At 41.2% G+C, this 23,590-nt stretch carries 20 protein-coding genes; 15 read left to right on the top strand and 5 right to left on the bottom strand.

The window, feature by feature from the left end:
- The first annotated feature begins 24 nt into the window (after window positions 1–24).
- From KO473_RS07720 to KO473_RS07710, 3 genes are read left to right on the top strand one after another with little or no spacing between them, the layout of a single operon-like run.
- Window positions 25–2,355, top strand: a complete 2,331-nt coding sequence (locus KO473_RS07720) for an ABC transporter permease (protein ID WP_032544121.1) — start codon at window positions 25–27, stop codon at window positions 2,353–2,355.
- Window positions 2,356–2,380: 25 nt separating this feature from the next.
- The gene (locus KO473_RS07715; protein ID WP_005777825.1) at window positions 2,381–3,055 is read left to right on the top strand and encodes an ABC transporter ATP-binding protein; all 675 of its coding nucleotides are present in this window, start codon (window positions 2,381–2,383) and stop codon (window positions 3,053–3,055) included.
- Between the two features lie 11 nt (window positions 3,056–3,066).
- Window positions 3,067–5,409 (top strand): ABC transporter permease, encoded by a 2,343-nt coding sequence (locus KO473_RS07710; protein WP_005806221.1) that lies wholly within the window; start codon window positions 3,067–3,069, stop codon window positions 5,407–5,409.
- A gap of 137 nt (window positions 5,410–5,546) precedes the next feature.
- Here the strand turns inward: KO473_RS07710 and KO473_RS07705 are convergent, their stop codons facing one another.
- Window positions 5,547–6,731 carry an aminotransferase class I/II-fold pyridoxal phosphate-dependent enzyme gene (locus KO473_RS07705; RefSeq protein WP_005777827.1) on the bottom strand — a complete coding sequence of 395 codons (1,185 nt, stop codon included), beginning with the start codon at window positions 6,729–6,731 and terminating at the stop codon, window positions 5,547–5,549.
- A 219-nt stretch (window positions 6,732–6,950) separates the two neighbouring features.
- On the opposite strand from KO473_RS07705, the gene KO473_RS07700 reads away from it, so the two are divergent.
- From KO473_RS07700 to KO473_RS07690, 3 genes are all read left to right on the top strand, one after another.
- Window positions 6,951–8,009 carry a diacylglycerol kinase family protein gene (locus tag KO473_RS07700; protein ID WP_005806223.1) on the top strand — a complete coding sequence of 353 codons (1,059 nt, stop codon included), beginning with the start codon at window positions 6,951–6,953 and terminating at the stop codon, window positions 8,007–8,009.
- 83 nt (window positions 8,010–8,092) lie between these two features.
- Complete coding sequence (gene aspS, locus KO473_RS07695) at window positions 8,093–9,850, top strand: aspartate--tRNA ligase (RefSeq protein ID WP_005777829.1); 1,758 nt, start codon at window positions 8,093–8,095, stop codon at window positions 9,848–9,850.
- Window positions 9,851–10,234 (top strand): GtrA family protein, encoded by a 384-nt coding sequence (locus tag KO473_RS07690; RefSeq protein ID WP_005777830.1) that lies wholly within the window; start codon window positions 9,851–9,853, stop codon window positions 10,232–10,234.
- A gap of 82 nt (window positions 10,235–10,316) precedes the next feature.
- Here KO473_RS07690 and KO473_RS07685 read toward each other — a convergent pair whose 3' ends face one another.
- The 3 genes from KO473_RS07685 to KO473_RS07675 form a co-directional block, all read right to left on the bottom strand.
- Window positions 10,317–11,201 carry a carbon-nitrogen hydrolase gene (locus KO473_RS07685; protein ID WP_005777831.1) on the bottom strand — a complete coding sequence of 295 codons (885 nt, stop codon included), beginning with the start codon at window positions 11,199–11,201 and terminating at the stop codon, window positions 10,317–10,319.
- Window positions 11,202–11,213: 12 nt separating this feature from the next.
- Window positions 11,214–12,329: an agmatine deiminase family protein gene (locus tag KO473_RS07680; RefSeq protein WP_005777832.1), complete on the bottom strand. Its 1,116-nt coding sequence runs from the start codon at window positions 12,327–12,329 to the stop codon at window positions 11,214–11,216.
- 74 nt (window positions 12,330–12,403) lie between these two features.
- The gene (locus KO473_RS07675; protein WP_005820326.1) at window positions 12,404–12,934 is read right to left on the bottom strand and encodes a ferredoxin domain-containing protein; all 531 of its coding nucleotides are present in this window, start codon (window positions 12,932–12,934) and stop codon (window positions 12,404–12,406) included.
- A gap of 94 nt (window positions 12,935–13,028) precedes the next feature.
- Here KO473_RS07675 and KO473_RS07670 point away from each other — a divergent pair, with 94 nt between their 5' ends.
- The 4 genes from KO473_RS07670 (at window position 13,029) to KO473_RS07660 (ending at window position 15,194) form a co-directional block, all read left to right on the top strand.
- Window positions 13,029–13,649, top strand: a complete 621-nt coding sequence (locus tag KO473_RS07670; RefSeq protein WP_005820328.1) for an ATP-binding cassette domain-containing protein — start codon at window positions 13,029–13,031, stop codon at window positions 13,647–13,649.
- Window positions 13,650–13,653: 4 nt separating this feature from the next.
- Window positions 13,654–14,448: an ABC transporter permease gene (locus KO473_RS07665; RefSeq protein WP_005777835.1), complete on the top strand. Its 795-nt coding sequence runs from the start codon at window positions 13,654–13,656 to the stop codon at window positions 14,446–14,448.
- Window positions 14,449–14,454: 6 nt separating this feature from the next.
- Complete coding sequence (locus KO473_RS23390) at window positions 14,455–14,736, top strand: hypothetical protein (protein ID WP_005777836.1); 282 nt, start codon at window positions 14,455–14,457, stop codon at window positions 14,734–14,736.
- 74 nt (window positions 14,737–14,810) lie between these two features.
- Window positions 14,811–15,194, top strand: coding sequence for a VOC family protein (locus KO473_RS07660; RefSeq protein ID WP_005777837.1), 384 nt, complete (start codon window positions 14,811–14,813; stop codon window positions 15,192–15,194).
- Here KO473_RS07660 and KO473_RS07655 read toward each other — a convergent pair.
- On the bottom strand, window positions 15,187–15,600 hold the full coding sequence (locus tag KO473_RS07655; protein ID WP_122130581.1) for a DUF4891 domain-containing protein: 414 nt from the start codon (window positions 15,598–15,600) through the stop codon (window positions 15,187–15,189). The two genes, KO473_RS07660 and KO473_RS07655, sit on opposite strands and share 8 nt — an antisense overlap.
- Before the next feature lie 105 nt (window positions 15,601–15,705).
- Here KO473_RS07655 and KO473_RS07650 point away from each other — a divergent pair, with 105 nt between their 5' ends.
- From KO473_RS07650 to KO473_RS07630, 5 genes are all read left to right on the top strand, one after another.
- Entirely contained in the window at window positions 15,706–16,800 is a 1,095-nt protein-coding gene (locus tag KO473_RS07650) for a Nif3-like dinuclear metal center hexameric protein (protein ID WP_122130580.1), read from the top strand.
- A 5-nt stretch (window positions 16,801–16,805) separates the two neighbouring features.
- Complete coding sequence (locus tag KO473_RS07645; RefSeq protein WP_005777840.1) at window positions 16,806–17,630, top strand: zinc ribbon domain-containing protein; 825 nt, start codon at window positions 16,806–16,808, stop codon at window positions 17,628–17,630.
- Between the two features lie 238 nt (window positions 17,631–17,868).
- Window positions 17,869–19,275 carry an efflux transporter outer membrane subunit gene (locus tag KO473_RS07640; protein ID WP_005806235.1) on the top strand — a complete coding sequence of 469 codons (1,407 nt, stop codon included), beginning with the start codon at window positions 17,869–17,871 and terminating at the stop codon, window positions 19,273–19,275.
- A gap of 18 nt (window positions 19,276–19,293) precedes the next feature.
- The gene (locus KO473_RS07635; RefSeq protein WP_005820339.1) at window positions 19,294–20,433 is read left to right on the top strand and encodes an efflux RND transporter periplasmic adaptor subunit; all 1,140 of its coding nucleotides are present in this window, start codon (window positions 19,294–19,296) and stop codon (window positions 20,431–20,433) included.
- A 4-nt stretch (window positions 20,434–20,437) separates the two neighbouring features.
- Window positions 20,438–23,560, top strand: coding sequence for an efflux RND transporter permease subunit (locus tag KO473_RS07630; RefSeq protein ID WP_122130579.1), 3,123 nt, complete (start codon window positions 20,438–20,440; stop codon window positions 23,558–23,560).
- Window positions 23,561–23,590 lie beyond the last annotated feature (30 nt).

Raw genomic sequence — 23,590 nt, 5'->3', positions numbered from 1 at the left:
AAACAAATTACACTATACACCATTATGATACTACATCATTTAAAAATAGCCATTCGCAGTCTCTTGAAGTACAAGACTCACTGCTTGATCTCAGCCATTTGCCTTTCGGTAGGTATGACCTGTTTCTGTATTGTACATTTCTACATTAGTGAAATAGATGGCGCCACTCGTCGTCTGCCCAATTTTGAACAGAGAATCGGACTCCGGATCATGAACCCCAACAATAAGGAAGACAGGGCATGGGGATGGTTTCTCACCCCTTCCCAAATCAAAACATTAACAGATCATCCTATACCCGGAATCAAACAGCTCAGCTGCCGATCCTTTGAAAGTCAAGCTGAAGTCGTCTTTATCAATCAAGAACAGGAGGAAAAGCCCTATATTGTATCTTATATAAGTACAGACCCCAACTTCTTCCCGCATTATCAAGCGTCATTCTTATACGGGAATACACTTCCTGTTGAACCTGACGAGGTTGTGTTATCCGAAAGTTGTGCCCGCAAAGTTTATGGAGAAAAGAATCCGGTCGGTACTCTGCTGAAAATAGTACAATTCAAAGAAGAAGAAAAGAAAAAAGACATTTATTACAAAGTCGTTAACGTAGTAAAAGAGTTGCCGAAAGTACTTCGTGTACAAGCCGATATCTATTTCTCTTATCGCAGAGACGATGCCCAGCAAAATGGATTTATTATGGAAGGAGTGTTAGACACTCCTGACGGACTTGATAAAGCAAATGAAAGCTTAAAAGGAGTCCCTTTTCTGCATCGTGGAGAAATGACATATCTTGTTGCCTCCAAAGAAGCCGATTCATATCAAGAGCCACAACGCCTCATTGCTATGGCATTCATCACTTTCTTATCTTCCTTAATTTTGTTATCAGGCATGATTAACTTTTTAAAGTTTATCATACAATCTTTCTATAACCGAAACCGTGAACTGGCATTGCGCAAAAGTATGGGAGCAACTGCCCGAAGTTTGTTCGGACTATTGTTTACGGAAGTTTTCTGGATGCTTACCTTCTCTTTACTTCTTTCGTTGGTATTGTCTGAATGTGTAAGTGGTCTTCTTGTATATTACATTCCGCCAAAAGAAATGATTCCAATAGATATACAAACGTTATACTCTATCCAATTCCAAGTATATTTAGGTTTACTCATAATTTGTGCAATCATTATTCTCTTTCCAGTCAGACGACTTCAAAGATCCGGACTTGCAAGCAATATTACGGGGAAAAGTCATAAACATATTTTCCGCAATATCATGATGTGCATACAACTATGTGTGTGTATTTTCTTCTTGGGAACAGCCATTGCCGTTCATTTATTCAATAAGGAGGATAACCGTCTATACCTTCCTTTATCCGACCAAGAAACAGGCCGTACTTTCTGCCTTCAAATGAATAGCGTTACACTCTATAAAAACAAAGATGCTATCCTCTCACAAATAAAGATGTTACCCGGAGTGGAAGAAACAAGCGCAGCTTTGATGACCGGCTCATTCAACTCTTTCTTGACCAGCAGCTATGAGTCTGCGGATCATCGTACACTTACCATCAATGTCCGGCAAGGTGATCCCAGCTATTTCCAGTTCTTCCGGATTCCATTTCAAGGGGAAACTGTTGATGCCGATGCAAGTAAAGTGGTCTATATCAGCGAAGCCTTCCGGCAACAACTGGACAAAGATTCTATCAGCGGAAACGTGAAATTAGGAGAGGAGAGCTACCGGATTTTAGGAACCTATAAAGCCTGCTACGGAGAAAATCTTTCCGAATATAACCAATACCACATATCCGTATTTTTCCCCACCAAAGAAATATCAGTCATATACATTCGTTTTCGAAATGACATTGCCTTTTCTAAAGCGAAAGCACAAATAGAGAAGGTATGCCGTAACTATGTACCAGAATCACTGGCATTAGACATAGAGCCCTTGGACGTAAGAAAAAGTACGACTCAGGGAATTAGGGACATGATGGGTGATATTTCACTGTTACTTGCTATCATTAGTATATTGCTTGTGGTGTTAAGTGTGTATTCTGCAATCTCCATGGATACCGTTAGTCGGCAAAAAGAAGTAGCCATTCGTAAAATTAACGGTGCTACACCTAAAGTGATCGCTTTCATGTTTGGAAGAGTCTACATCATCCAATTCATACTGGCCTATATGATCACTTATCCATTGTTACGGCTACTGATCATTGATATGACCAAAAGTTCTCCAATCAGCAGTGTCAGCGGATTTGCCTGGGGCATTTACCTGTTCATTGTAATAGGTTTGCTTATCTTTGTAACAACGGCATACAAAATATACAGAGTGATGCACCTCAACCCGGCCGATATCATTAAAAATGAATAATATAAACCAATAAAAAATTACCATTATGATTAAAACAGTAAACTTACAGAAAATTTTCAAAACCGAAGAAGTAGAAACCTGGGCGTTAAACAATGTCAGTGTAGAAGTGAAAGAAGGCGAGTTTGTAGCCATTATGGGACCATCCGGTTGCGGAAAATCCACTTTGCTCAATATTTTAGGTCTGCTTGATAATCCTACAGGAGGCGAATATTACCTGAATGGGAAAGAAGTATCCAAGTATACGGAATCGCAACGTACCAATCTCCGCAAAGGAGTTATCGGTTTCGTATTCCAGAGTTTCAATCTGATCGACGAGCTGAATGTATACGAGAATATTGAACTGCCATTACTTTACATGGGTATTCCCGCTTCTGAACGTAAACAACGGGTGGAAAAAGCAATGGAACGCATGGCCATCACTCACCGCAGCAAACATTTCCCCCAACAACTCTCAGGAGGTCAGCAACAACGTGTTGCCATAGCACGTGCAGTCGTTGCTAATCCGAAGTTGATTCTTGCCGATGAACCTACCGGTAACCTTGACTCCAAGAATGGTAAAGAAGTGATGGGACTGCTGAATGAACTTAATAAAGAAGGAACTACCATCGTCATGGTGACACACTCCCAACATGATGCAGGATTTGCTGACCGAGTGATTAATCTGTTTGATGGTCAGGTAGTAACAGAAGTAAGTATTTAACTTTAAACAGAATGCAATATCCGGTTATACTGAAACTTATTTTAAGGAGTTGGTGGCGAAATAAACTATTCGCCTCCATCTCCTTATTGAGCTTAGCGATTGGCATTACATGCACTATCTTGCTGATATCATTCGTTACTTATGAGTACACTATAGAATCTTCCAATCCAAGAAAAGAAGATATTTTCCGGCTAACACAAAATGTTCCGGTTATGCAAAAGCAAAAACAAGGGACCTTTGTTTATGGAGGCAGTGTTCCGGACATTGTATCCCAATTCCCGGAAATTGAAAGTTATCTGCGAATGAATGAACTTCAAACGTCAGGTATTCGGGTCGGAAATGAAAAATTCGACAAACAAACAATAGTTAAAGCAGATAGTTCACTACTTCATTTTTTCCCTTTTGAAACAGTATATGGTAATTTGCCTGAAGTATTATCTCACCCCGGTCAAGTAGCCATCAGCGAGAAATTAGCTCGTCTTTATTTTGGAAATGAGAATTATGAAAATCGTACGATTACACTGGAATTGCCCGATACCATTTATACGGTACAAGTAACTGCGGTATTCAGACATTATCCACAAGCCATGTTACAAGCTGATATCCTTACCTCGTTGTCAGATCCCGAACAGGGAAGCTCTTGTATGATTCTCCTGAAAAAAGAAGTCCAGTCAGCCTCATTTCGTCAACGATTTGAAGAAACAGGACTGCCTACTTTGATGGGAAAAGGAAATTATCAGTTGTTAGGTCTGCAAGATTCTTATTTCAATACAGACCTCTCTGATACTTCCCAAACTATGGAACATAGAGAAATTACATTACTCAGCATAGGGCTGTTATCTGCTTTGTTAATATTATCCATAGCCTGTTTTAATTATGTCAATCTTAGTTTTTCACGATTGCTGAAACAGGTTAGAATGCTCCATGTAGAAACATTAATGGGAGCTACCCGTCAATATATACACAAGCAACTATTTGCCGATACTTTTCTGACTGTCATGCTTGCGTTCTTGCTGTCTGTACTGTTGATAAATGATCTTTTACCGGCATTCAACTCTCTTGTAGCAGCGCATTTAACATTCGGTTTCATATTTTCGGGGAAGGTATTGCCATTATTAGCTTTGTTTATTATAATCTTATCTGTCATTCCCGCACTTTACATGAGCAGGAAGATGTATTCTCTATCAGAAAGTAATTACCGCCTGTTCTTTATTGGTAAAAAAAAGAGGCGCATAGTCTCTATACTGATTATACTCCAGTTCATAATATCTATTGCCTTAATGACAACTTTCTTAATTATACGTTCACAATTAAATATGATAGAGAATGAAGGAAAGCGTTATGAAAATATAATTGAACTTGGAGATGGACAGCAACTATCATTACTCCCAATATATAATGATTTAAAAAGTCTACCTGGAATAAAAAGTGCGATTACTACCCGCGGGAACATTTTTGAACCCTGGAGCATGGCAGTACCTGTGAACCAGGAAGGAGAGGAAGAAACACTGGTCATGGTTAATTTGTACAATGAAAGCCCGAAGTTTCAGGAACTATATGACATGACTTTACTTCATCCGGAACGTACTAAAGAACTAATAGCCCAAACCGCTATACCGGTTATTGTCAATGAATCCTTCCAACATCATTTTGTACCCGCAGGAGAAGACCCCATTAGTCAGCCACTGAACAAATACAACAAGAATAATACTCAGCAAGGAGCTATTATTGTAGGAGTAATCAAAGACTTTAAACTGACCTCTTTTAATCAACCGGTAGCCCCATTGCAAATGATCTTGCAAGAAGTCCCCGAGAACCAATGTTATTATATATCTTTAAAGATCGATCCGGACCAACGAGTTGAAACCTTACAAAAGATACGACAACTATGGGAGACACATTTCCCTAATCGTTCTTTTACCGGTACAGATTTGTACATGAAATACTTGTCATTCAATCAAGAAGTAACTAATTTCTCTCAATTATTATTGGTATACTCAATCATAAGCTTATTCTTGACAGCTTTTGGTCTGTTCGGCATAGCATGGTACGCATCCGAACAACGCACTCGGGAGATAGGAATTCGTAAAGTGAACGGTGCTTCCACCTGGCAAATCGTTTGGTTACTTAATCGTCCATTCTTATGTTATATCTTAATTGCATTTATCATCGCAACTCCCATTGTATATACACTAATGTTGCACTGGATAGAGCAATTCGCTTATAGAGCCCCCATTGGATTGAAAGTTTTTATTCTTCCTCTATTGATAACTTTAGTCATGACAATATGCACTGTTAGCTTTAACAGTTGGCGGGTTGCAAAGTCCAATCCAATAGATGCAATTAAAGAATAGATAATGTCATGGGATACCCCTGATAAGGATAAGGATATTGATAACGTAAACTATAAATGGAAACAAAGGAGCCTTAAATGAAAAAGGGATTATGTCAAACAACATAATCCCTTTCGTATATTTATTCCTTATCTTATTTATAAAAGATCAAGTGCCTTGAAACATTTCACCAACTTACCGATAGCAAAGTCAATCTGTTCTTTGGAATGTGTAGCCATTAATGAGAAACGAATCAACGTATCATTCGGAGAACATGCGGGAGGAACTACCGGATTTACAAATACGCCCTCGTCAAATAACATTTTGGTTACCATAAATGTCTTCTCCATATCACGTACATATAGCGGAATAATAGGAGTGGAGGTGTGCCCGATTTCGAAACCAAGCTCACGGAAACACTTTAAAGAGTAATTGGTAATGTCCCATAAGTGTTCGATGCGTTCTGGTTCGTTTTTCATAATCTGGAGTGCGGCACGAGCAGCGGCAGTGGCAGCAGGCGTATTACTTGCACTGAAGATATACGAACGGGAATTATGACGCAAATAATTAATAATGGATTCATCAGCAGCTATAAAACCACCGATAGCAGCCAATGACTTACTGAATGTACCCATGATAAGATCCACTTCTTTAGTCAACCCGAAATGATCACAAGTACCACGTCCGTTATTGCCCAGAACTCCCAAGCCGTGTGCTTCGTCTACCATGATATTGGCATCATATTTCTTAGACAAACGAACGATCTCAGGCAAATTGGCTATATCACCTTCCATACTGAATACTCCATCTACTACAATCAGTTTCACTGCATCCGGACGACACTTCTGCAACTCTTTCTCAAGAGATTCCATGTCGTTGTGCTTAAACTTAAGGATGGTAGAAAAAGAGAGGCGACGCCCTTCAACAATAGAAGCGTGGTCAAGTTCGTCACAGATCACATAATCTTCACGACCTGTCACACACGAAACTACACCCAAATTTACCTGAAATCCTGTGGAATAAATGATAGCATCTTCTTTACCAACAAATTCGGCCAGTTCTTTCTCCAATTGAAGATGAAGGTCAAGTGTACCGTTCAGAAAACGCGATCCGGCACAACCCGTACCGTATTTGCGGGTAGCTTCAACAGCAGCCTCAATTACTTTCGGATGATTAGTCAGGCCTAAGTATGAGTTCGAGCCAAACATTAACACCTTTCTGCCACTCATTATCACCTCTGTGTTCTGTTCACTTTCGATACAACGAAAGTATGGATATACGCCTTTAGCCTTTATCTGCTGAGGGAGGTCGTATTTAGCTAACTTCTCTTGTAATAATCCCATGAATAGTTATTTATATAATTCGCTTATTGACTATCTTATTTATAACAGTCTAAATCCTTTTTCCTTAACAAGTGTTTAAAACAGGGGGCAAAGATAACAAAATATGTTTTTAGCTGTTCTTTTTCTATGAAAAAATATACTCTTTATAGTTTTAGAAAGCTGGGAAAGGGCAAAAATTAAGATATTTATATTACTTTTGTCGACCACAACATATAAATGATGGAACCAACTTGCATGATCGAAAATAAGAAAAAAATAATATTCATCGTTAATCCAATTTCGGGTACACAAAGTAAGGAACTTGTTCTGAGTCTACTGGATGAGAAGATAGATAAGGATAAGTATACTTGGGAAATTGTGTATACCGAAAGAGCCGGACATGCAATCGAAATAGCAGCAGATGCGGCAGATAGCCACACAGATATAGTAGTGGCTGTAGGAGGCGATGGAACAATCAATGAGATTGCCCGTTCGCTGGTACATACTAATACGGCACTGGGCATCATTCCTTGCGGCTCCGGAAACGGATTGGCACGACATCTTCAAATTTCGATGGATCCGCGTAAAGCACTTGAGATTTTGAATGATGGATTAGTTGATATTATAGATTACGGAAAAATAAATGGTACAGACTTTTTTTGCACCTGTGGAGTAGGATTTGACGCTTTTGTCAGTCTGAAATTTGCCAATGCGGGTAAACGCGGACTCCTGACTTATCTGGAGAAAACTCTGCAAGAAAGCCTGAAGTATCAACCAGAAACCTATGAACTGGAAACAGAAGACGGTACTTCCAGATACAAAGCCTTCCTGATAGCTTGCGGCAATGCTTCACAATATGGAAATAATGCTTATATAGCTCCACAAGCTACGTTGACAGACGGTTTGTTAGACGTAACCATTCTTGAACCATTTACCGTGCTGGATGTTCCGGCACTGGCTTTCCAACTCTTCAATAAAACAATTGACCAGAACAGCCGAATTAAAACCTTCCGTTGCAAGAAATTGTGCATCCACCGCAGTTCACCGGGAGTAGTCCATTTTGACGGTGATCCGATGCAGGCTGATGAAGATATCAAGATAGAGCTGATTCAGAAAGGATTACGAGTCGTTGTACCTACCGATAAAAAAAAAGATAATTCCAACGTACTGCAAAAAGCACAAGAATATGTGAATGGTATCAAGCTGATGAATGAAGCCATCGTAGAAGACATAGCACATAAAAACAAAGTTATTTTGAAAAAAAATAAGCAGCTGATACAAAAGCTTACTAAAAAATAGCCCTTTAGAAATAGTACAGAATCCGAATTAATATGTACTTTTGCAAACTACTTTAACAAAAATATAAAAATAATATATTAAATATGTTCAGAACGCACACGTGCGGAGAATTAAGAATCTCCGATGTTAATAAACAAGTCAAGCTGTCGGGATGGGTACAGCGCAGCCGTAAAATGGGAGGTATGACTTTTGTTGACCTTCGTGATCGCTACGGTATCACTCAATTAGTATTTAATGAAGAAATAGACGCTGAGCTTTGCGAACGTGCCAACAAGCTGGGTCGTGAATACGTTATTCAGATTGTCGGAACCGTCAACGAACGCTTTAGTAAGAACGGAAATATTCCGACCGGTGATATTGAAATTATCGTTTCGGAACTGAATATCTTGAATTCAGCCATTACTCCTCCTTTTACCATTGAAGATAACACAGATGGTGGTGACGATATCCGCATGAAATACCGTTATCTGGACTTACGTCGTAACGCTGTCCGTTCAAATCTGGAGTTACGTCATAAAATGACAATAGAAGTGCGTAGTTATCTTGATAAACTGGGCTTTTTGGAAGTAGAAACTCCGGTATTGATCGGTTCAACACCGGAAGGAGCCCGTGATTTTGTTGTACCTTCCCGCATGAATCCGGGGCAATTCTACGCATTGCCACAATCTCCACAGACCTTGAAACAATTGTTGATGGTTTCCGGTTTCGATCGTTATTTCCAGATTGCCAAATGTTTCCGTGACGAAGACCTGCGTGCCGACCGACAGCCGGAGTTCACTCAAATAGACTGTGAAATGAGCTTCGTAGAACAAGAAGATGTAATCGTTACATTTGAAGGAATGGCCAAACACCTGTTTAAGGTTATTCGTAATATTGAACTGACAGAACCATTCCCACGCATGCCTTGGAGTGAAGCAATGAAACTGTATGGTAGCGACAAACCGGATATTCGTTTCGGTATGGAATTCGTTGAATTAATGGATATCCTGAAAGGACACGGTTTCTCTGTATTTGATAATGCTGCATATATTGGTGGTATTTGTGCCGAAGGTGCAGCCAGCTATACTCGTAAACAATTGGATGCCTTGACTGAATTTGTGAAAAAACCGCAAATTGGTGCAAAAGGCATGGTATACGCCCGTATTGAAGCCGACGGTACTGTAAAATCAAGTGTAGATAAATTCTATACGCAAGAAGTATTACAGCAATTGAAAGAAGCTTTTGGCGCTAAACCAGGCGATTTAATTCTGATTTTATCAGGAGATGATGCCATGAAAACTCGTAAGCAACTCTGCGAACTGCGTCTGGAAATGGGTAATCAATTGGGATTACGTGATAAAAACACATTCGCGTGCTTATGGGTAGTAGACTTTCCACTATTCGAATGGAGTGAAGAAGAAGGTCGTCTAATGGCTATGCACCATCCGTTTACTTCGCCCAAACCGGAAGATATCCATCTGTTGGATACAGATCCTGCAGCTGTACGCGCCAACGCTTACGATATGGTAATCAATGGTGTAGAAGTAGGAGGAGGATCAATCCGTATCCACGACAGCCAGTTACAGAATAAAATGTTCGAACTACTCGGATTTACTCCGGAACGTGCACAAGAACAATTTGGTTTCTTGATGAATGCCTTCAAATTCGGTGCGCCTCCTCACGGTGGTTTGGCTTACGGATTGGACCGTTGGGTATCTCTTTTTGCCGGACTCGACTCAATCCGCGATTGCATTGCATTCCCGAAAAATAATTCAGGCCGTGATGTTATGTTGGATGCTCCTGCAGCACTTGATCCGTCACAACTGGAAGAACTGAATCTGATTGTAGATATTAAGGAGTAAGTGAAAGAGTCAGTACGCATTTTTCGATTTGCCGTAATTGGTACGCTCAATGCATTAATCACAGCCTTTGTTATTTGGCTGATGATGGATGAATTGTCATACGATTACATTCCGGCTAACATTACAGCGTACATAGTAGCCCAGATACATAATTTTATCTGGAGCAAATATTGGATCTTTCCGATTGAAAATAAAAAGAATAATATCTGGAAGCAGATATTATTCTTTTGTTCAGCTTTCGGATTGGCATATAGCGCCCAGTTCCTCTTTTTAGTTACTTTGGTAGAATGTGGGGATGTAAATGAGTATCTGGCACAATTCCTGGGATTGTTTATCTACGGAACAGTAAACTTCATCGTCAATAAGAAACTTACATTTAGATAAAAACTATTTTAAAATATTCAATAAAAAGTCCCGCAGATTATAGACTCTGCGGGACTTTTTATATTTACAGAAACGTAAGACTTCAATCGATAAAACGTTTCGTCAGGTTACCATATTCATCTATACGTCGGTCACGAAGGAAAGGCCACCAGCGACGTACATTTTCCGAGCGTTCAAGATCTACTTCAACAACTATATTTTCGGGACGTTCATTTCCTGCCTGCGCCAGATATTCACCTTGAGGACCAACAACAAAACTATTCCCCCAAAACAAAATACCATTGGTCTGCCCTGACGGATCGGCTTCGTGGCCTACACGATTTACAGAAATCACCGGAAGTCCATTGGCCACCGCATGTGCGCGCTGAGAAATAATCCAAGCATTGAGCTGACGGGCTTTTTCATCATCCGTATCTGAACTTTCCCAACCGATGGCAGTAGGATAAATCAAAATTTCAGCTCCTTTCAATGCCATCAGACGGGCAGCTTCGGGATACCATTGATCCCAGCAAACCAATATTCCCAATTTACCCAAAGAAGTCTGTATCGGTTCAAAACCAATATCTCCCGGAGTAAAATAAAACTTTTCGTAATAAGCCGGATCATCAGGTATATGCATTTTACGATATTTACCGGCAATGCTTCCATCCCGATCGAAAACAACGGCTGTATTATGATATAATCCCGGAGCACGTTTCTCAAATAAAGAAGTAACAAGCACTATCCGGTTAGTTGCCGCCAGTTCGGAATAGAATCCTGTAGAAGGTCCCGGAATCGGTTCCGCCAATTCAAATAGATCAGTATTTTCAGTTTGGCAAAAATACAATGAATTATGAAGTTCCTGAAGAACGACGAGTTGTGCGCCATGAGCGGCACAAGCTTCAATGCTTTTAGCCAGATTCATCAGATTCATCCTAATATCTGACGTATTGGCCTGTTGAATGATTCCTACTTTTATTTTTCTCATACTCAAATTTTATTATTTAATGACTCCCATCGGATATTGCATTGTTACGCAATGTAATGACCCGTGTTGTTTAATGAGTGCACGACAATCAATGCCCACCACTTCATATGCCGGGAAAGCTTCACGAAGCACTGTTCTTGCCAGTTCATCATTTTCCGGCTGATTATAAGTGGGATAGAGCACAGAATCGTTCAAAATCAGAAAATTAGCATACGTTGCAGGCAGTCTTTCTCCAGATACTTCTATTTTATCCGCCATAGGTAATGCCATTAAACGATAAGGATCACCAGATGCCGTACGGAATGTTTTCAACTGTTCTTCCATTTTATAAAGCTCCTCATAATGTTCATCTTTGGGATCGGAACACTTCACATATGCAATTGTATCCGGAGAACAAAACCTGGCTAATGTGTCTATATGACTATCCGTATCATCTCCGGCCAGATAACCATGATCCAACCACAACACCCTTTGCAAATGAAATACTCTGCAAAGGTGTTCCTCTATGTCAACCCGGTTCATCGGTGCATTACGATGCGGAGACAATAAACATTCGGAAGTAGTTAGCAATGTCCCCATACCATCACTTTCAATAGAACCACCTTCAAGCACAAAGTCCAGACAATCTTTATATTGCCCTTTCAGAACTCCAGCCTCTACAGCCTTACGGGTTATCTGATTATCTAAACCGGCTTCGAACTTTTTTCCCCAACCATTGAAAGTAAAGTCCAGCAAACATGCTCCATTCGTATCCATCAGAGTGATGGTCCCATGATCACGTGCCCAAGTGTCATTCGTTTCGCACTCCAGAAAACGTACATTGTTCATATTCACTATTCCGGCTATCTGATTCTTTACCGCCTCCGGACAGGGAGTAACAATAAGCAAAAGCTCACGTTTGGCAATTTCACGAGCTATGTTGATAAAACATTCCTGAACCTCAGAAAGCATATAAGCCCAGTCTGTTTCAGCATGCGGCCATGTTAATTGCACACCACTTTGCAAAAACCATTCCGCAGGCAGAAAAGGAGCCAACATCTCTACCTGATCATCGACAGTTAAACCAAAGTTCAGTTGCAAATCTTTCTCTGAACCTCCTGAAGTAGGAAGACCGACTATTATTCCCATTATATTTTAGTTTTTTGAAGAATAGGATACGGATAACAAGTGGATACATCTTTGAATGCCACTTGCTATCTATGTTATTTATTAGACTTACGATCAAAAAATGGATTCTTGGAAGAAGCACTAACCGGAATAGCCATTACTTGGCGACACCCCTTCAACCAGTCAAGACGTTGGGCAGCCAATCCGGCCGAAAACATTACACGGGTGTCTACCCGCAGATCAGCAGCTGTAGCACATGCCGAACCAATAGCAATACCCACATCAATACTATTCAATGCACAAGGCACACCTTCGGCACGCCCCGCACAAGTAGCATAACCGCAATGCCCACAATTCAGTCCCTGTGCTTGCTCCCGTGTACCTATTAACAGAATACATTCAGCCTGGAGAATATTATCTGCATCCCGCAAGAAAAATTTCATTCCCATCTCTTCGAACATAACTTTCAATGTGTCCGAAAGTAACTGTATTTCTTTACCGATGACAACTGCAGTTTCTATGATATCAATTCCTTTCCCTTTAGGGGCGGTACGTGCAGCAGTCATCATCTGCCGTGCCACATTCAATATATGCTCGTGGCGACTATCTCGTTCGTTCAGTATCATATCTTGTCCATTAATTAGTGATACAAAGATAAAAGAAATCCCGCACATATTATGAATTTTCACTAACTTTGCAAGATAGATTTAAAGATACACAATGTTACAAATAGACAATGCATGCATTGCTTTCGGGGAGGATATACTTTTTTCTGAGTTTTGTATGCAGCTTAAAAAAGGCGAAACAGCTTGTATAACAGGAGAATCCGGACGTGGAAAGACTTCTCTGCTCAACGCAATCATGGGATTCGTTCCTTTACGGAAAGGCCGAATCAAAGTAGGGGATATTTTACTTGAACCTGCCACCATTGATATTATACGCCAACATATAGCTTGGATTCCACAAGAGTTAGCGCTTCCCTCCGAGTGGGTAAAAGAAATGATAGCACTACCTTTTGCACTAAAAGCCAACCGACATATCTCTTTTTCTGAAGAAAAACTCTTCACTTATTTTGATGAATTAGGCCTGGACAAGGACTTATACCAGAAGCGGGTAGGAGAAATATCCGGTGGACAACGCCAACGCATTATGATAGCAGCGGCAGCTATGCTGGAAAAGCCTTTGATTATTGTAGACGAACCGACATCTGCATTGGATTCCGGTTCTACAGATAAAGTTTTAGCTTTTCTACGTAACCAGACAACAAAAGGAACAGCTATACTTGCCGTTTCACATGACCGGGCATTCGCCTACGGATGTAACCAGCTAATCACATTATAGTTATATGGGAACTATCGATATATCTTATTTCAACCTACTCGTAGGACTACTACTATTGGCAATCCCGCTTTTCTACCTGTGGAAATTCAAGACCGGATTACTGAAAGCCACCCTGATAGGGACGGGGCGCATGATTATACAGCTCTTCCTAATAGGCATGTACCTCAAATACCTGTTCCTGTGGAACAATCCATGGATTAATTTTCTTTGGGTTATCATCATGATTTTTGTAGCCGGACAAACCGCCTTAATGCGCACCGGGCTAAAACGTGAAGTACTTTTGATCCCTATATCCGTTGGATTTCTGTGTAGTGTTGTTCTGGTTGGCATGTATTTCATAGGCATTGTATTGCAACTGGACAACGTCTTCAGCGCTCAATATTTTATCCCCATCTTCGGGATCTTAATGGGAAATATGTTATCAAGCAATGTCATTGCATTGAATACATATTACAGCGGATTGAAACGGGAGCAACAATTGTACTGTTATCTGCTCGGCAATGGCGCCACCCGCCAGGAAGCACAGGCACCATTTATACGGCAAGCTATTATAAAATCCTTCAGTCCACTGATTGCCAACATCTCAGTAATGGGATTAGTAGCACTCCCAGGTACTATGATCGGACAGATTCTGGGAGGAAGCAGCCCGAATGTCGCCATCAAATACCAAATGATGATTATGGTCATTACTTTTACGGCTTCCATGCTATCACTAATGATCACCATCTCACTGGCCTCCCGTAAATCATTCGATGAATACGGCCGTATGTTACAAATAACCAAAGAATCCCTTAAATAAGTAACCATGACACTAACCGACTCCGTTTTACAATTAATAAGCGAAATACATATTCCGGGATTCTTCATTACCACAGATTTTCTGCAAACTGGAGAATTTCTCCCCCAAGGAATAGATTTTTTTTTAAAAGAAAAGCATGCGAAGATAATTCAAGGTGCCAACGGAAGAAAATTCATTTATCAACAATCCGGCTGGCGCATAGCATTCACATTCTATCCAACCGATCGGGTAGTCGATGAAAAATATGCAATGAAAAACAAAATGATAAAGAAACGATATGATTATTGATGTAAATCAAATCATTACTATCAATATTTGCCTATATTTGCGAACATTAATAATTAAACAATACTACAAAGAATATGCACATCAGTCACATTGCTATCTGGAGTACCCATTTAGAAGAGCTAAAAAATTTCTATATTACTTATTTCAACGGAACAAGCCATGAAAAGTATATCAATCCTAAAAAGGGATTTGAATCTTATTTTGTCAGTTTTGACCAAGGATTCGCTTCCCTGGAAATTATGCAACGACAAGACATTACTACCCCGGCATTAAAAGATAGCCTCGGATTGGCCCATTTCTCCTTTTCTGCCGGTAGTAAAGAAGCTGTATTGAAACTCACCGAACGTCTACGCAAGGATGGCTTTACGATCGCAAGTGAGCCACGGACTACAGGAGACGGCTATTTCGAAAGTGCAATCCTGGATCCTGAAGGAAATATTGTAGAAATCACTATTTGACACGCTTAGCAAGTGCAGGTATGTAGCGAAGTTGCACATATTGCTCGCCAGGATTAATATACCGATTGTCCATCAGTATCTTCTTAACTTTGAAATCTTTCAGCCGGTAACGGATATATCGTTGTGCATTTGCAGGCTGTACTTCCACAAAGGACTGAAGGGCAATCGTCCCATCAGTCCGAATGATAACTTTAGCCTTGGCCGTACGAAAAGAAAGAGCATCGTCCTTTTTCATTTCTTTCATATGGTATTTATCGATCCAGAAAATAGCCGTTGCCTTGGAAAGGCTATCTACTGTTTCTTGCAATCCATTTTCCTCTTCAGTAGCAGATATAGGAGTTTCTTTATGCTCTTGACATGAAATGATAAAAAAGAGAGAAAAAAATAATAATAGAATTGCCTTCATCGGTTTGTGCTTTTATAAATTTGGAGGTAAATATATTAAAAAATCAATAAAAGCAAGGTAAAGTATTGGCTTTTTCTTATCTTTGCAACAAATTTTCTACTGATAATGAAAATTAAAGAAATTGTAAGCGCCCTTGAACGGTTCACGCCTCTGCCATTGCAAGACGGATTTGATAATGCCGGCCTGCAAATCGGACTGACAGATGCGGAAACAACAGGGGCTTTGTTGTGTCTTGACGTTACCGAAGCTGTGCTTGACGAAGCTATCGCGTCCGGCTGCAATCTTGTTATATCCCATCATCCCCTTATTTTTAAAGGTTATAAATCGATTACCGGTAAAGATTATGTTGAACGTTGCATCTTAAAAGCAATCAAAAACGACATCGTCATTTATTCGGCCCATACCAATCTTGACAATGCTCCGGGGGGAGTGAACTATAAAATAGCTGAGAAAATAGGATTAAAAGATGTACGCATACTTGAACCAAAAGAAAACTGTCTGATAAAGTTAGTCACATTCGTCCCGACCGCACAAGCCGAAGAGGTCCGTAATGCTTTATTCACTGCCGGATGTGGATATATAGGCGACTATGACTCATGCAGCTACAACACAGAAGGCGAGGGAACTTTCCGTGCACAGGAAGGAAGTAAACCTTTTTGTGGAAATATAGGAGAACTTCATCATGAAGCGGAAGTACGGATTGAAACCATCCTGCCGGAATATAAGAAAAGAGAGGTTATCCGTACGTTACTATTGACACATCCCTATGAAGAACCGGCATACGACTTATATCCTCTTTACAATAGTTGGGCACAGGTCGGAGCAGGAATCATCGGAGAGCTGGAAGAAGCTGAATCGGAGCTTGAATTCCTGAAGCGTATAAAGAAGACATTTGAAGTAGGGTGTTTGAAACATAACAAACTAACAGGTCGCCTGATTCAGAAAGTTGCCCTCTGTGGAGGGGCAGGCGCTTTCCTTATTCCACAAGCTATAGGTAGCGGAGCTGATGTTTTTATCACAGGTGAAATTAAATATCATGACTACTTTGGTCGTGAAACAGACATTTTACTTGCAGAAATAGGACATTACGAAAGCGAACAATACACAAAAGAAATTTTTTATTCCATAATACGGGATTTATTTCCTAATTTTGCACTCCAATTTAGTAAGGTTAACACGAATCCCATTAAATATTTATAAGTAAAATGGCAAGAGAAGCTAAAAATGAACCGAAAGAGTTGACAGTGGAACAAAAGTTGAAAGCTTTGTTTCAGCTGCAAACAACATTATCTAAAATTGACGAAATTAAAACGTTAAGAGGTGAACTTCCATTGGAAGTGCAAGACCTTGAGGACGAAATTGCCGGTCTGAGTACACGTATCGATAAGATCAAGGCGGAAGTAGACGAACTCAAATCAGCTATCGCCGGTAAGAGAGTGGAAATTGAAGCAGCCAAAGCTTCGGTTGAGAAATATAAATCACAGCAAGACAATGTTCGTAACAACCGCGAATATGACTTCCTGACAAAAGAAATCGAATTCCAGTCCCTGGAAATAGAGCTTTGCGAAAAAAGAATCAAAGAATTCACTGCAGAAGAGCAGGAAAAATCTGAAGAAATAGAGAAAAATACCAAAGCACTGGAGGAACGCCAGAAAGACCTTGACCAGAAAAAGAATGAACTGGACGAAATCATCGAGGAAACTAAACAAGAGGAAGAAAAATTGAGAGATAAAGCTAAAGATCTTGAAACAAAAATAGAGCCGCGCTTACTCCAGTCTTTCAAACGTATCCGCAAGAATTCACGTAACGGATTGGGTATTGTTTACGTACAGCGTGATGCATGCGGTGGTTGTTTTAATAAAATTCCGCCTCAGAGACAGTTGGATATCCGTTCACGTAAGAAAATTATCGTTTGCGAATATTGCGGACGTATCATGATCGACCCGGAACTGGCAGGTGTGGAGATAGAGCACAAAGTAGAAGAAGCACCCGTTACAACCAAAAGAGCTATCAGAAGAAAAGCTGAATAAAGCCTTGCATTGATATTCTGATGGTCCGATTTTAAAAGTTCGGAATTCATTATATTTAAAACCCGTAATTTTACTATAGCCCGATTGTGAGCATAGTAAAGTTACGGGTTTATTCATTAATATCCGTTTCTTCAATAAAGAAAGTATATTCCCTTTAAGCATAGTGATTCTCTTATAGACAGGATAAACAAATATTTCTTTTCGTTGTTATGTTTTCATTTCTAAATAACCTAAACTTATGAAACTACGAATAGGAAATATCATGTTCTTGCTGTTTCTTTCGTCCGTAGCCTTTCCACAGGCTACGAACCGCTATCTGGACAAACCTTTGCCACAAGAATGGGAAGAAGATGCACAAATTTTTCAGCAAGTATTGCCGGTGGATGACCAATGGTGGAAAGCTTTTCAGGATCCGGTTCTCGATTCTCTTATTTCTGTTGCGGTCAAACAAAACTACTCGATACTGACCGCTATTGACCGTATCAATATGGCAAAAGCCAACCTGAGGATGGAACGTGGAAACTTTTTTCCAACGATCGGACTGAATGCCGGATGGACTCGTCAACAAAGTAGTGGCAATACCAGTGAATTGCCTCAATCCACTCAGCATTATTACGATGCCTCGCTGAATATGAGTTGGGAATTAGACCTCTTCGGAAGCATCCGTAACCGTGTAAAAGCTCAGAAAGAAAACTTTGCTGCCAGCAAAGAAGAGTACACCGGTACAATGGTATCACTCTGCGCCCAAGTAGCTTCAGCATATATCAACCTGCGGGAGCTGCAACAAGAATTGGCAGTAATACAAAAGAACTGCGCATCGCAGGAAGCCGTGTTGAAAATCACAGAAGTGAGATACAATACCGGACTCGTTTCTAAATTGGACGTAGCACAAGCTAAATCTGTGTTTTTCAGCACAAAAGCCTCTATCCCCCAAATTGAATCGGGTATCAATCAATACATTACTACCCTTGCTATACTATTAGGCACTTATCCTCAGGAGATACGTCCTACATTAGAGTCTCCAGGAATATTGCCTGACTATATGGAACCAATTGGAGTAGGACTTCCGGCCGACTTACTGCTTCGTCGTCCGGACATCCGTAGTGCAGAACGAAGTGTGAATGCTCAAGCGGCTTTAGTGGGGGCATCCAAATCGGACTGGCTGCCTCAGATTTTTCTAAAAGGTTCGCTTGGTTATACTGCTAAGGACCTGAAAGATCTGACCCATCATAAGAGCATGACCTATGAAATAGCACCGGCACTAAGCTGGACACTTTTTAAAGGGACTCAATTGGTAAATGCCACCAAACTGGCTAAAGCACAATTAGACGAAGCTATCAACCAGTTTAATCAGACTGTATTGACTGCCGTACAAGAGACAGACAATGCCATGAATGCTTACCGGAACTCCATCAAGCAAATAGTAGCTCTACGCGAAGTGCGTAATCAAGGACAAGAAACCTTGACACTCTCACTGGAACTCTATAAACAAGGATTAACCCCATTCCAGAATGTACTGGATGCACAACGCTCGCTACTCAGTTATGAGAACCAACTGGTCCAAGCAAGAGGATATTCCTTGCTCCAGCTGATAGCCATGTACCAAGCCCTGGGAGGCGGATGGTCCGGAAACCTAAATGATTAACTATAAAGACCTATCATAATGAAAAAACTAATGTATATTTTTCTCATCTTTCCTTTGGTAATGACCGGATGTAAAGGAAAAAAAGAAGCCGGAAGAGGAGAGATGCCTACTCCGGAAATCAGTGTGGCATATCCACTCGTACAAAACATTACCCTGACAAAAGATTATCCGGGATATCTGACTACCGAACAAACCGTAAATCTGGTAGCCCGGGTCAACGGCACCCTGCAATCCGCCTCATTCACACCGGGGACTCGTGTAAAGCAGGGGCAACTCCTGTTCGTTATCGAACCTACTATCTACAAAGATAATGTAACACAGGCTGAAGCGCAATTGAAAACTGCGCTTGCACAACTGGAATATGCCCGCAATAACTATACCCGAATGAAAGAAGCTTTGAAAAGTGATGCAGTCAGTCGTATACAGGTTTTACAGGCAGAATCAAACGTTGCCGAAGCCACCGCTGCTGTTAGCAATGCTGAAGCCACCCTGAATACTGCACGTACCAATCTGGGATACTGCTACATCCGTGCTCCTTTCAATGGAACAATCAGCCGCTCACTTTACGATGTAGGAAGCTATATCAGCGGAGCCGGACAACCTGTCACTTTGGCCACGATCTATAAAGACGACCGAATGTATACCTACTTTAATGTAGCAGACAACCAATGGCTATCCATGCTACTTTCACAAACCGGTAAGGAGAAAGAACTTCCCAAAAATGTTATCGTACGCTTGGGAGAAAACGGTACACAAAACTATCCGGCTACACTGGATTACTTATCGCCCAATGTAGACCTGGGTACAGGAACACTTAACGTACGCGCCAACCTCGATAATCCGAAAGGGGTTCTGAAAAGCGGACTATACGTCAGCATTACATTGCCATATGCCGAAGCGAAGCAAGCATTGCTCGTACCAGAAGCCTCTATTGGAACAGACCAGTTAGGAAAATACCTATATATTGTAAATGATTCGAATGTTGTGCGCTATCGCCACATCGAGCCGGGACAGCTGGTTAACGATACGTTACGTCAAATTAAAAGCGGGCTTTCGGCTAAAGAGCAATACGTCACAACGGCATTAATGAAAGTGCGTGACGGCATGAAAATCAAGCCAATATCAGTCAATCACGAGTCACAAACCTCTAATCATTAAGTACATGTTTTCAAAGTTCTTTATCAATCGGCCTATATTTGCCACGGTACTGGCATTGATTATCGTGGTGGCGGGATTGGTAACATTAAATATATTGCCTGTCGCACAGTTTCCGGAGATTACTCCACCTACAGTACAGGTGTCTGCTTTCTATCCGGGAGCAAATGCTGAAACTGTAGCTCAAACTGTCGGCATCCCCATTGAACAGCAAGTGAACGGAGTAGACGGTATGCTTTACATGAGTTCCACCGCATCCAGTTCGGGTGCCTATTCACTGACTATAACCTTTGCCGTAGGCACAGATATCGACATGGCTACCGTACAGGTACAGAACCGGGTAAGTGTAGCGCAATCTTCACTGCCGGAACCAGTTGTAGTCCAGGGAGTAACTGTACAGAAACAATCATCCAACATCGTGATGTTTCTCACAATGCAGGCAAAAGACTCTGTATACGACGGACTATATCTTACGAATTATGCACAACTAAATCTGGTAGATCAACTAACACGAGTACCGGGTGTAGGAGCTGTCAATGTAATGGGGGCAGGAAACTACAGTATGCGTGTCTGGCTCGATCCGGAAGCAATGCGTATCCGTAATCTCTCTCCTGCGCAAGTTTATCAAGCTATCCAGTCACAAAACATTGAAGTCAGTGCCGGCTATATCGGACAACCTATTGGAAAAAATAATAATAACGCCTACCAGTATACGTTGAATGTACAGGGACGGCTGACATCTCCCGAAGAGTTCGGTAACATCATTATCCGAACCGGAGAAGGAGGGAAAATGCTCCGACTGAAAGATATAGCACGCATCGACCTTGGCAGTTCCTCGTACAATGTTGTCTCTAAACTAAAAGGACATCCCACTGCTGCCATTGCTATTTATCAACAACCGGGTTCAAACTCGCTTGATGTTTCCAAAGGAGTCAAAGCTAAGATGCAGGAGCTTGCACAAAACTTCCCGGCAGGCGTCAGCTATAAGGTGACATTGGATACAACCGATGTCATCAATGCATCTATCGATGAAGTATTGGTAACTTTCCTGGAAACCACCTTACTGGTAGTACTTGTTATTTTCCTGTTCCTGCAAAACTGGCGGGCTGTTATCATCCCATGTATCACCATCCCTGTATCACTGATTGGTACTTTGGCAGTAATGGCTGCTCTTGGATTCTCAATCAATACTTTAACTCTGTTTGGATTAATACTTGCCGTAGCGATAGTGGTAGACGATGCAATAGTAGTGGTAGAAAATGCTTCCCGATTATTGGAAACGGGACAGTATTCTCCTAAAGATGCCGTCACCAAAGCAATGGGAGAGATCACCGGCCCAATTGTCGGGGTTGTACTGGTATTGCTTGCTGTTTTCATACCAACTACATTGATCAGTGGCATCTCCGGACAGCTTTACAAACAATTTGCCTTGACCATTGCCGCTTCTACCGTATTGAGTGGCATTAACTCGTTGACACTGACCCCTGCATTATGTGCCTTGTTTTTGGAACATAACAAGCCATCCAATTTTTTCATATACAAAGGATTCAACAAAGTATATGACAAGACACAGAATCTCTATGACCGCATTGTAAAAGGATTACTCATTCGTCCGGGACTTGCACTGATCTCTTATGGGATCATTACAGCGATAGCTGTCATTCTGTTCATGAAATGGCCTTCAACTTTCGTGCCCGATGAAGATGACGGGTATTTTATCGCTGTCATCCAATTGCCACCGGCATCGAGCCTCGAACGCACACAAGCTGTCGGACAAAAAGTGAACCGAATTTTAGATAGTTATCCGGAAGTAAAAGACTACATTGGTATCAGTGGCTTTTCTATTATGGGAGGTGGCGAACAATCAAATACAGGTACCTATTTCGTTGTACTGAAAAACTGGGATGAACGGAAAGGAAAAGAACACACTGCTGCAGCTGTAGTAGAGCGTTTCAATGAAATGGCTTATGGCATTCAGGAAGCGCAGATATTTGCGATGGTGCCTCCGGCCATTCCCGGCTTAGGAGCCTCGGGAGGTTTACAGTTACAACTGGAAGATCGTAACAATCTGGGACCGACAGAAATGCAGAGAGCTATCGAAACTTTGATGGCTACCTATCACACACAACCGGCCCTCGCATCCATATCCAGTATGTACCAGGCCAATGTGCCACAATACTTCCTGAATATTGACCGTGATAAAGTCCAATTTATGGGTATCCAGTTGGACAATGTATTCTCTACGCTAAGTTATTACATGGGGGCAGCCTATGTCAACGACTTTGTTCAGTTCGGACGCATCTATCAGGTAAAAATAGAAGCCGGGGAACAGGCTCAGAAAGTGATCGATGATGTATTGAAGCTCAGTGTCCCCAACGCCGCGGGAAATATGGTACCATTTTCTTCTTTTACAAAAGTTGAAGAACGTCTGGGTATGGACCAGATAAGCCGCTACAATATGTATTCAACAGCTTCCATAACCTGCAATGTAGCCTCAGGAAGTAGTTCAGGTGAGGGAATACAACAGATGGAGAATCTCATAAAAGAGCAACTGGGCAATGAATTCGGTTACGAATGGACTTCGGTAGCTTACCAGGAAACGCAGGCAGGAAACACAACGACCATTGTATTCATTATGGCACTATTGGTAGCATTTCTGGTATTGGCAGCCCAATACGAAAGCTGGACAAGCCCGTTATCAGCTATCATGGGACTACCAATGGCTCTGTTGGGTGCCATGATAGGCTGCTTCGTCATGGGTACCCCAGTGAGCATCTACACTCAGATTGGAATTATTTTGCTGATTGCCCTTTCAGCTAAAAATGGAATTCTGATTGTAGAATTCGCACGCGATTTCCGTGCCGAAGGCAACTCCATACGTGACGCTGCCTATGAAGCCGGACACGTTCGTTTACGCCCGATCCTTATGACTTCTTTCGCCTTTGTGTTAGGAGTAATGCCATTGCTGTTCGCTACCGGAGCCGGGGCACAAAGCCGCATTGCTCTTGGGGCAGCTGTTGTCTTTGGTATGGCACTGAATACATTGCTGGCAACCGTATATATCCCCAATTTTTATGAATTGATGCAGAAATTCCAAGAAAACGTCTTGGATCGGAAGAAAAAGAAATAGTTCTCTATATCACTATCTCTATTGTAAAAA

This window comes from Bacteroides sp. HF-4919 (assembly GCF_018860125.1).
This window is presented reverse-complemented; position numbering and strand designations above follow the sequence as displayed.

What these genes read in the sequence shown, in the direction of transcription:
- KO473_RS07720 (WP_032544121.1), top strand. Translation starts at nt 25, where the DNA reads ATGATACTACATCATTTAAAAATAGCCATTCGCAGTCTCTTGAAGTAC.
- KO473_RS07715 (WP_005777825.1), top strand. Translation starts at nt 2,381, where the DNA reads ATGATTAAAACAGTAAACTTACAGAAAATTTTCAAAACCGAAGAAGTA.
- KO473_RS07710 (WP_005806221.1), top strand. Translation starts at nt 3,067, where the DNA reads ATGCAATATCCGGTTATACTGAAACTTATTTTAAGGAGTTGGTGGCGA.
- KO473_RS07705 (WP_005777827.1), bottom strand. Translation starts at nt 6,731, where the DNA reads ATGGGATTATTACAAGAGAAGTTAGCTAAATACGACCTCCCTCAGCAG.
- KO473_RS07700 (WP_005806223.1), top strand. Translation starts at nt 6,951, where the DNA reads ATGGAACCAACTTGCATGATCGAAAATAAGAAAAAAATAATATTCATC.
- aspS (WP_005777829.1), top strand. Translation starts at nt 8,093, where the DNA reads ATGTTCAGAACGCACACGTGCGGAGAATTAAGAATCTCCGATGTTAAT.
- KO473_RS07685 (WP_005777831.1), bottom strand. Translation starts at nt 11,201, where the DNA reads ATGAGAAAAATAAAAGTAGGAATCATTCAACAGGCCAATACGTCAGAT.
- KO473_RS07680 (WP_005777832.1), bottom strand. Translation starts at nt 12,329, where the DNA reads ATGGGAATAATAGTCGGTCTTCCTACTTCAGGAGGTTCAGAGAAAGAT.
- KO473_RS07675 (WP_005820326.1), bottom strand. Translation starts at nt 12,934, where the DNA reads ATGATACTGAACGAACGAGATAGTCGCCACGAGCATATATTGAATGTG.
- KO473_RS07670 (WP_005820328.1), top strand. Translation starts at nt 13,029, where the DNA reads ATGTTACAAATAGACAATGCATGCATTGCTTTCGGGGAGGATATACTT.
- KO473_RS07665 (WP_005777835.1), top strand. Translation starts at nt 13,654, where the DNA reads ATGGGAACTATCGATATATCTTATTTCAACCTACTCGTAGGACTACTA.
- KO473_RS23390 (WP_005777836.1), top strand. Translation starts at nt 14,455, where the DNA reads ATGACACTAACCGACTCCGTTTTACAATTAATAAGCGAAATACATATT.
- KO473_RS07660 (WP_005777837.1), top strand. Translation starts at nt 14,811, where the DNA reads ATGCACATCAGTCACATTGCTATCTGGAGTACCCATTTAGAAGAGCTA.
- KO473_RS07655 (WP_122130581.1), bottom strand. Translation starts at nt 15,600, where the DNA reads ATGAAGGCAATTCTATTATTATTTTTTTCTCTCTTTTTTATCATTTCA.
- KO473_RS07650 (WP_122130580.1), top strand. Translation starts at nt 15,706, where the DNA reads ATGAAAATTAAAGAAATTGTAAGCGCCCTTGAACGGTTCACGCCTCTG.
- KO473_RS07645 (WP_005777840.1), top strand. Translation starts at nt 16,806, where the DNA reads ATGGCAAGAGAAGCTAAAAATGAACCGAAAGAGTTGACAGTGGAACAA.
- KO473_RS07640 (WP_005806235.1), top strand. Translation starts at nt 17,869, where the DNA reads ATGAAACTACGAATAGGAAATATCATGTTCTTGCTGTTTCTTTCGTCC.
- KO473_RS07635 (WP_005820339.1), top strand. Translation starts at nt 19,294, where the DNA reads ATGAAAAAACTAATGTATATTTTTCTCATCTTTCCTTTGGTAATGACC.
- KO473_RS07630 (WP_122130579.1), top strand. Translation starts at nt 20,438, where the DNA reads ATGTTTTCAAAGTTCTTTATCAATCGGCCTATATTTGCCACGGTACTG.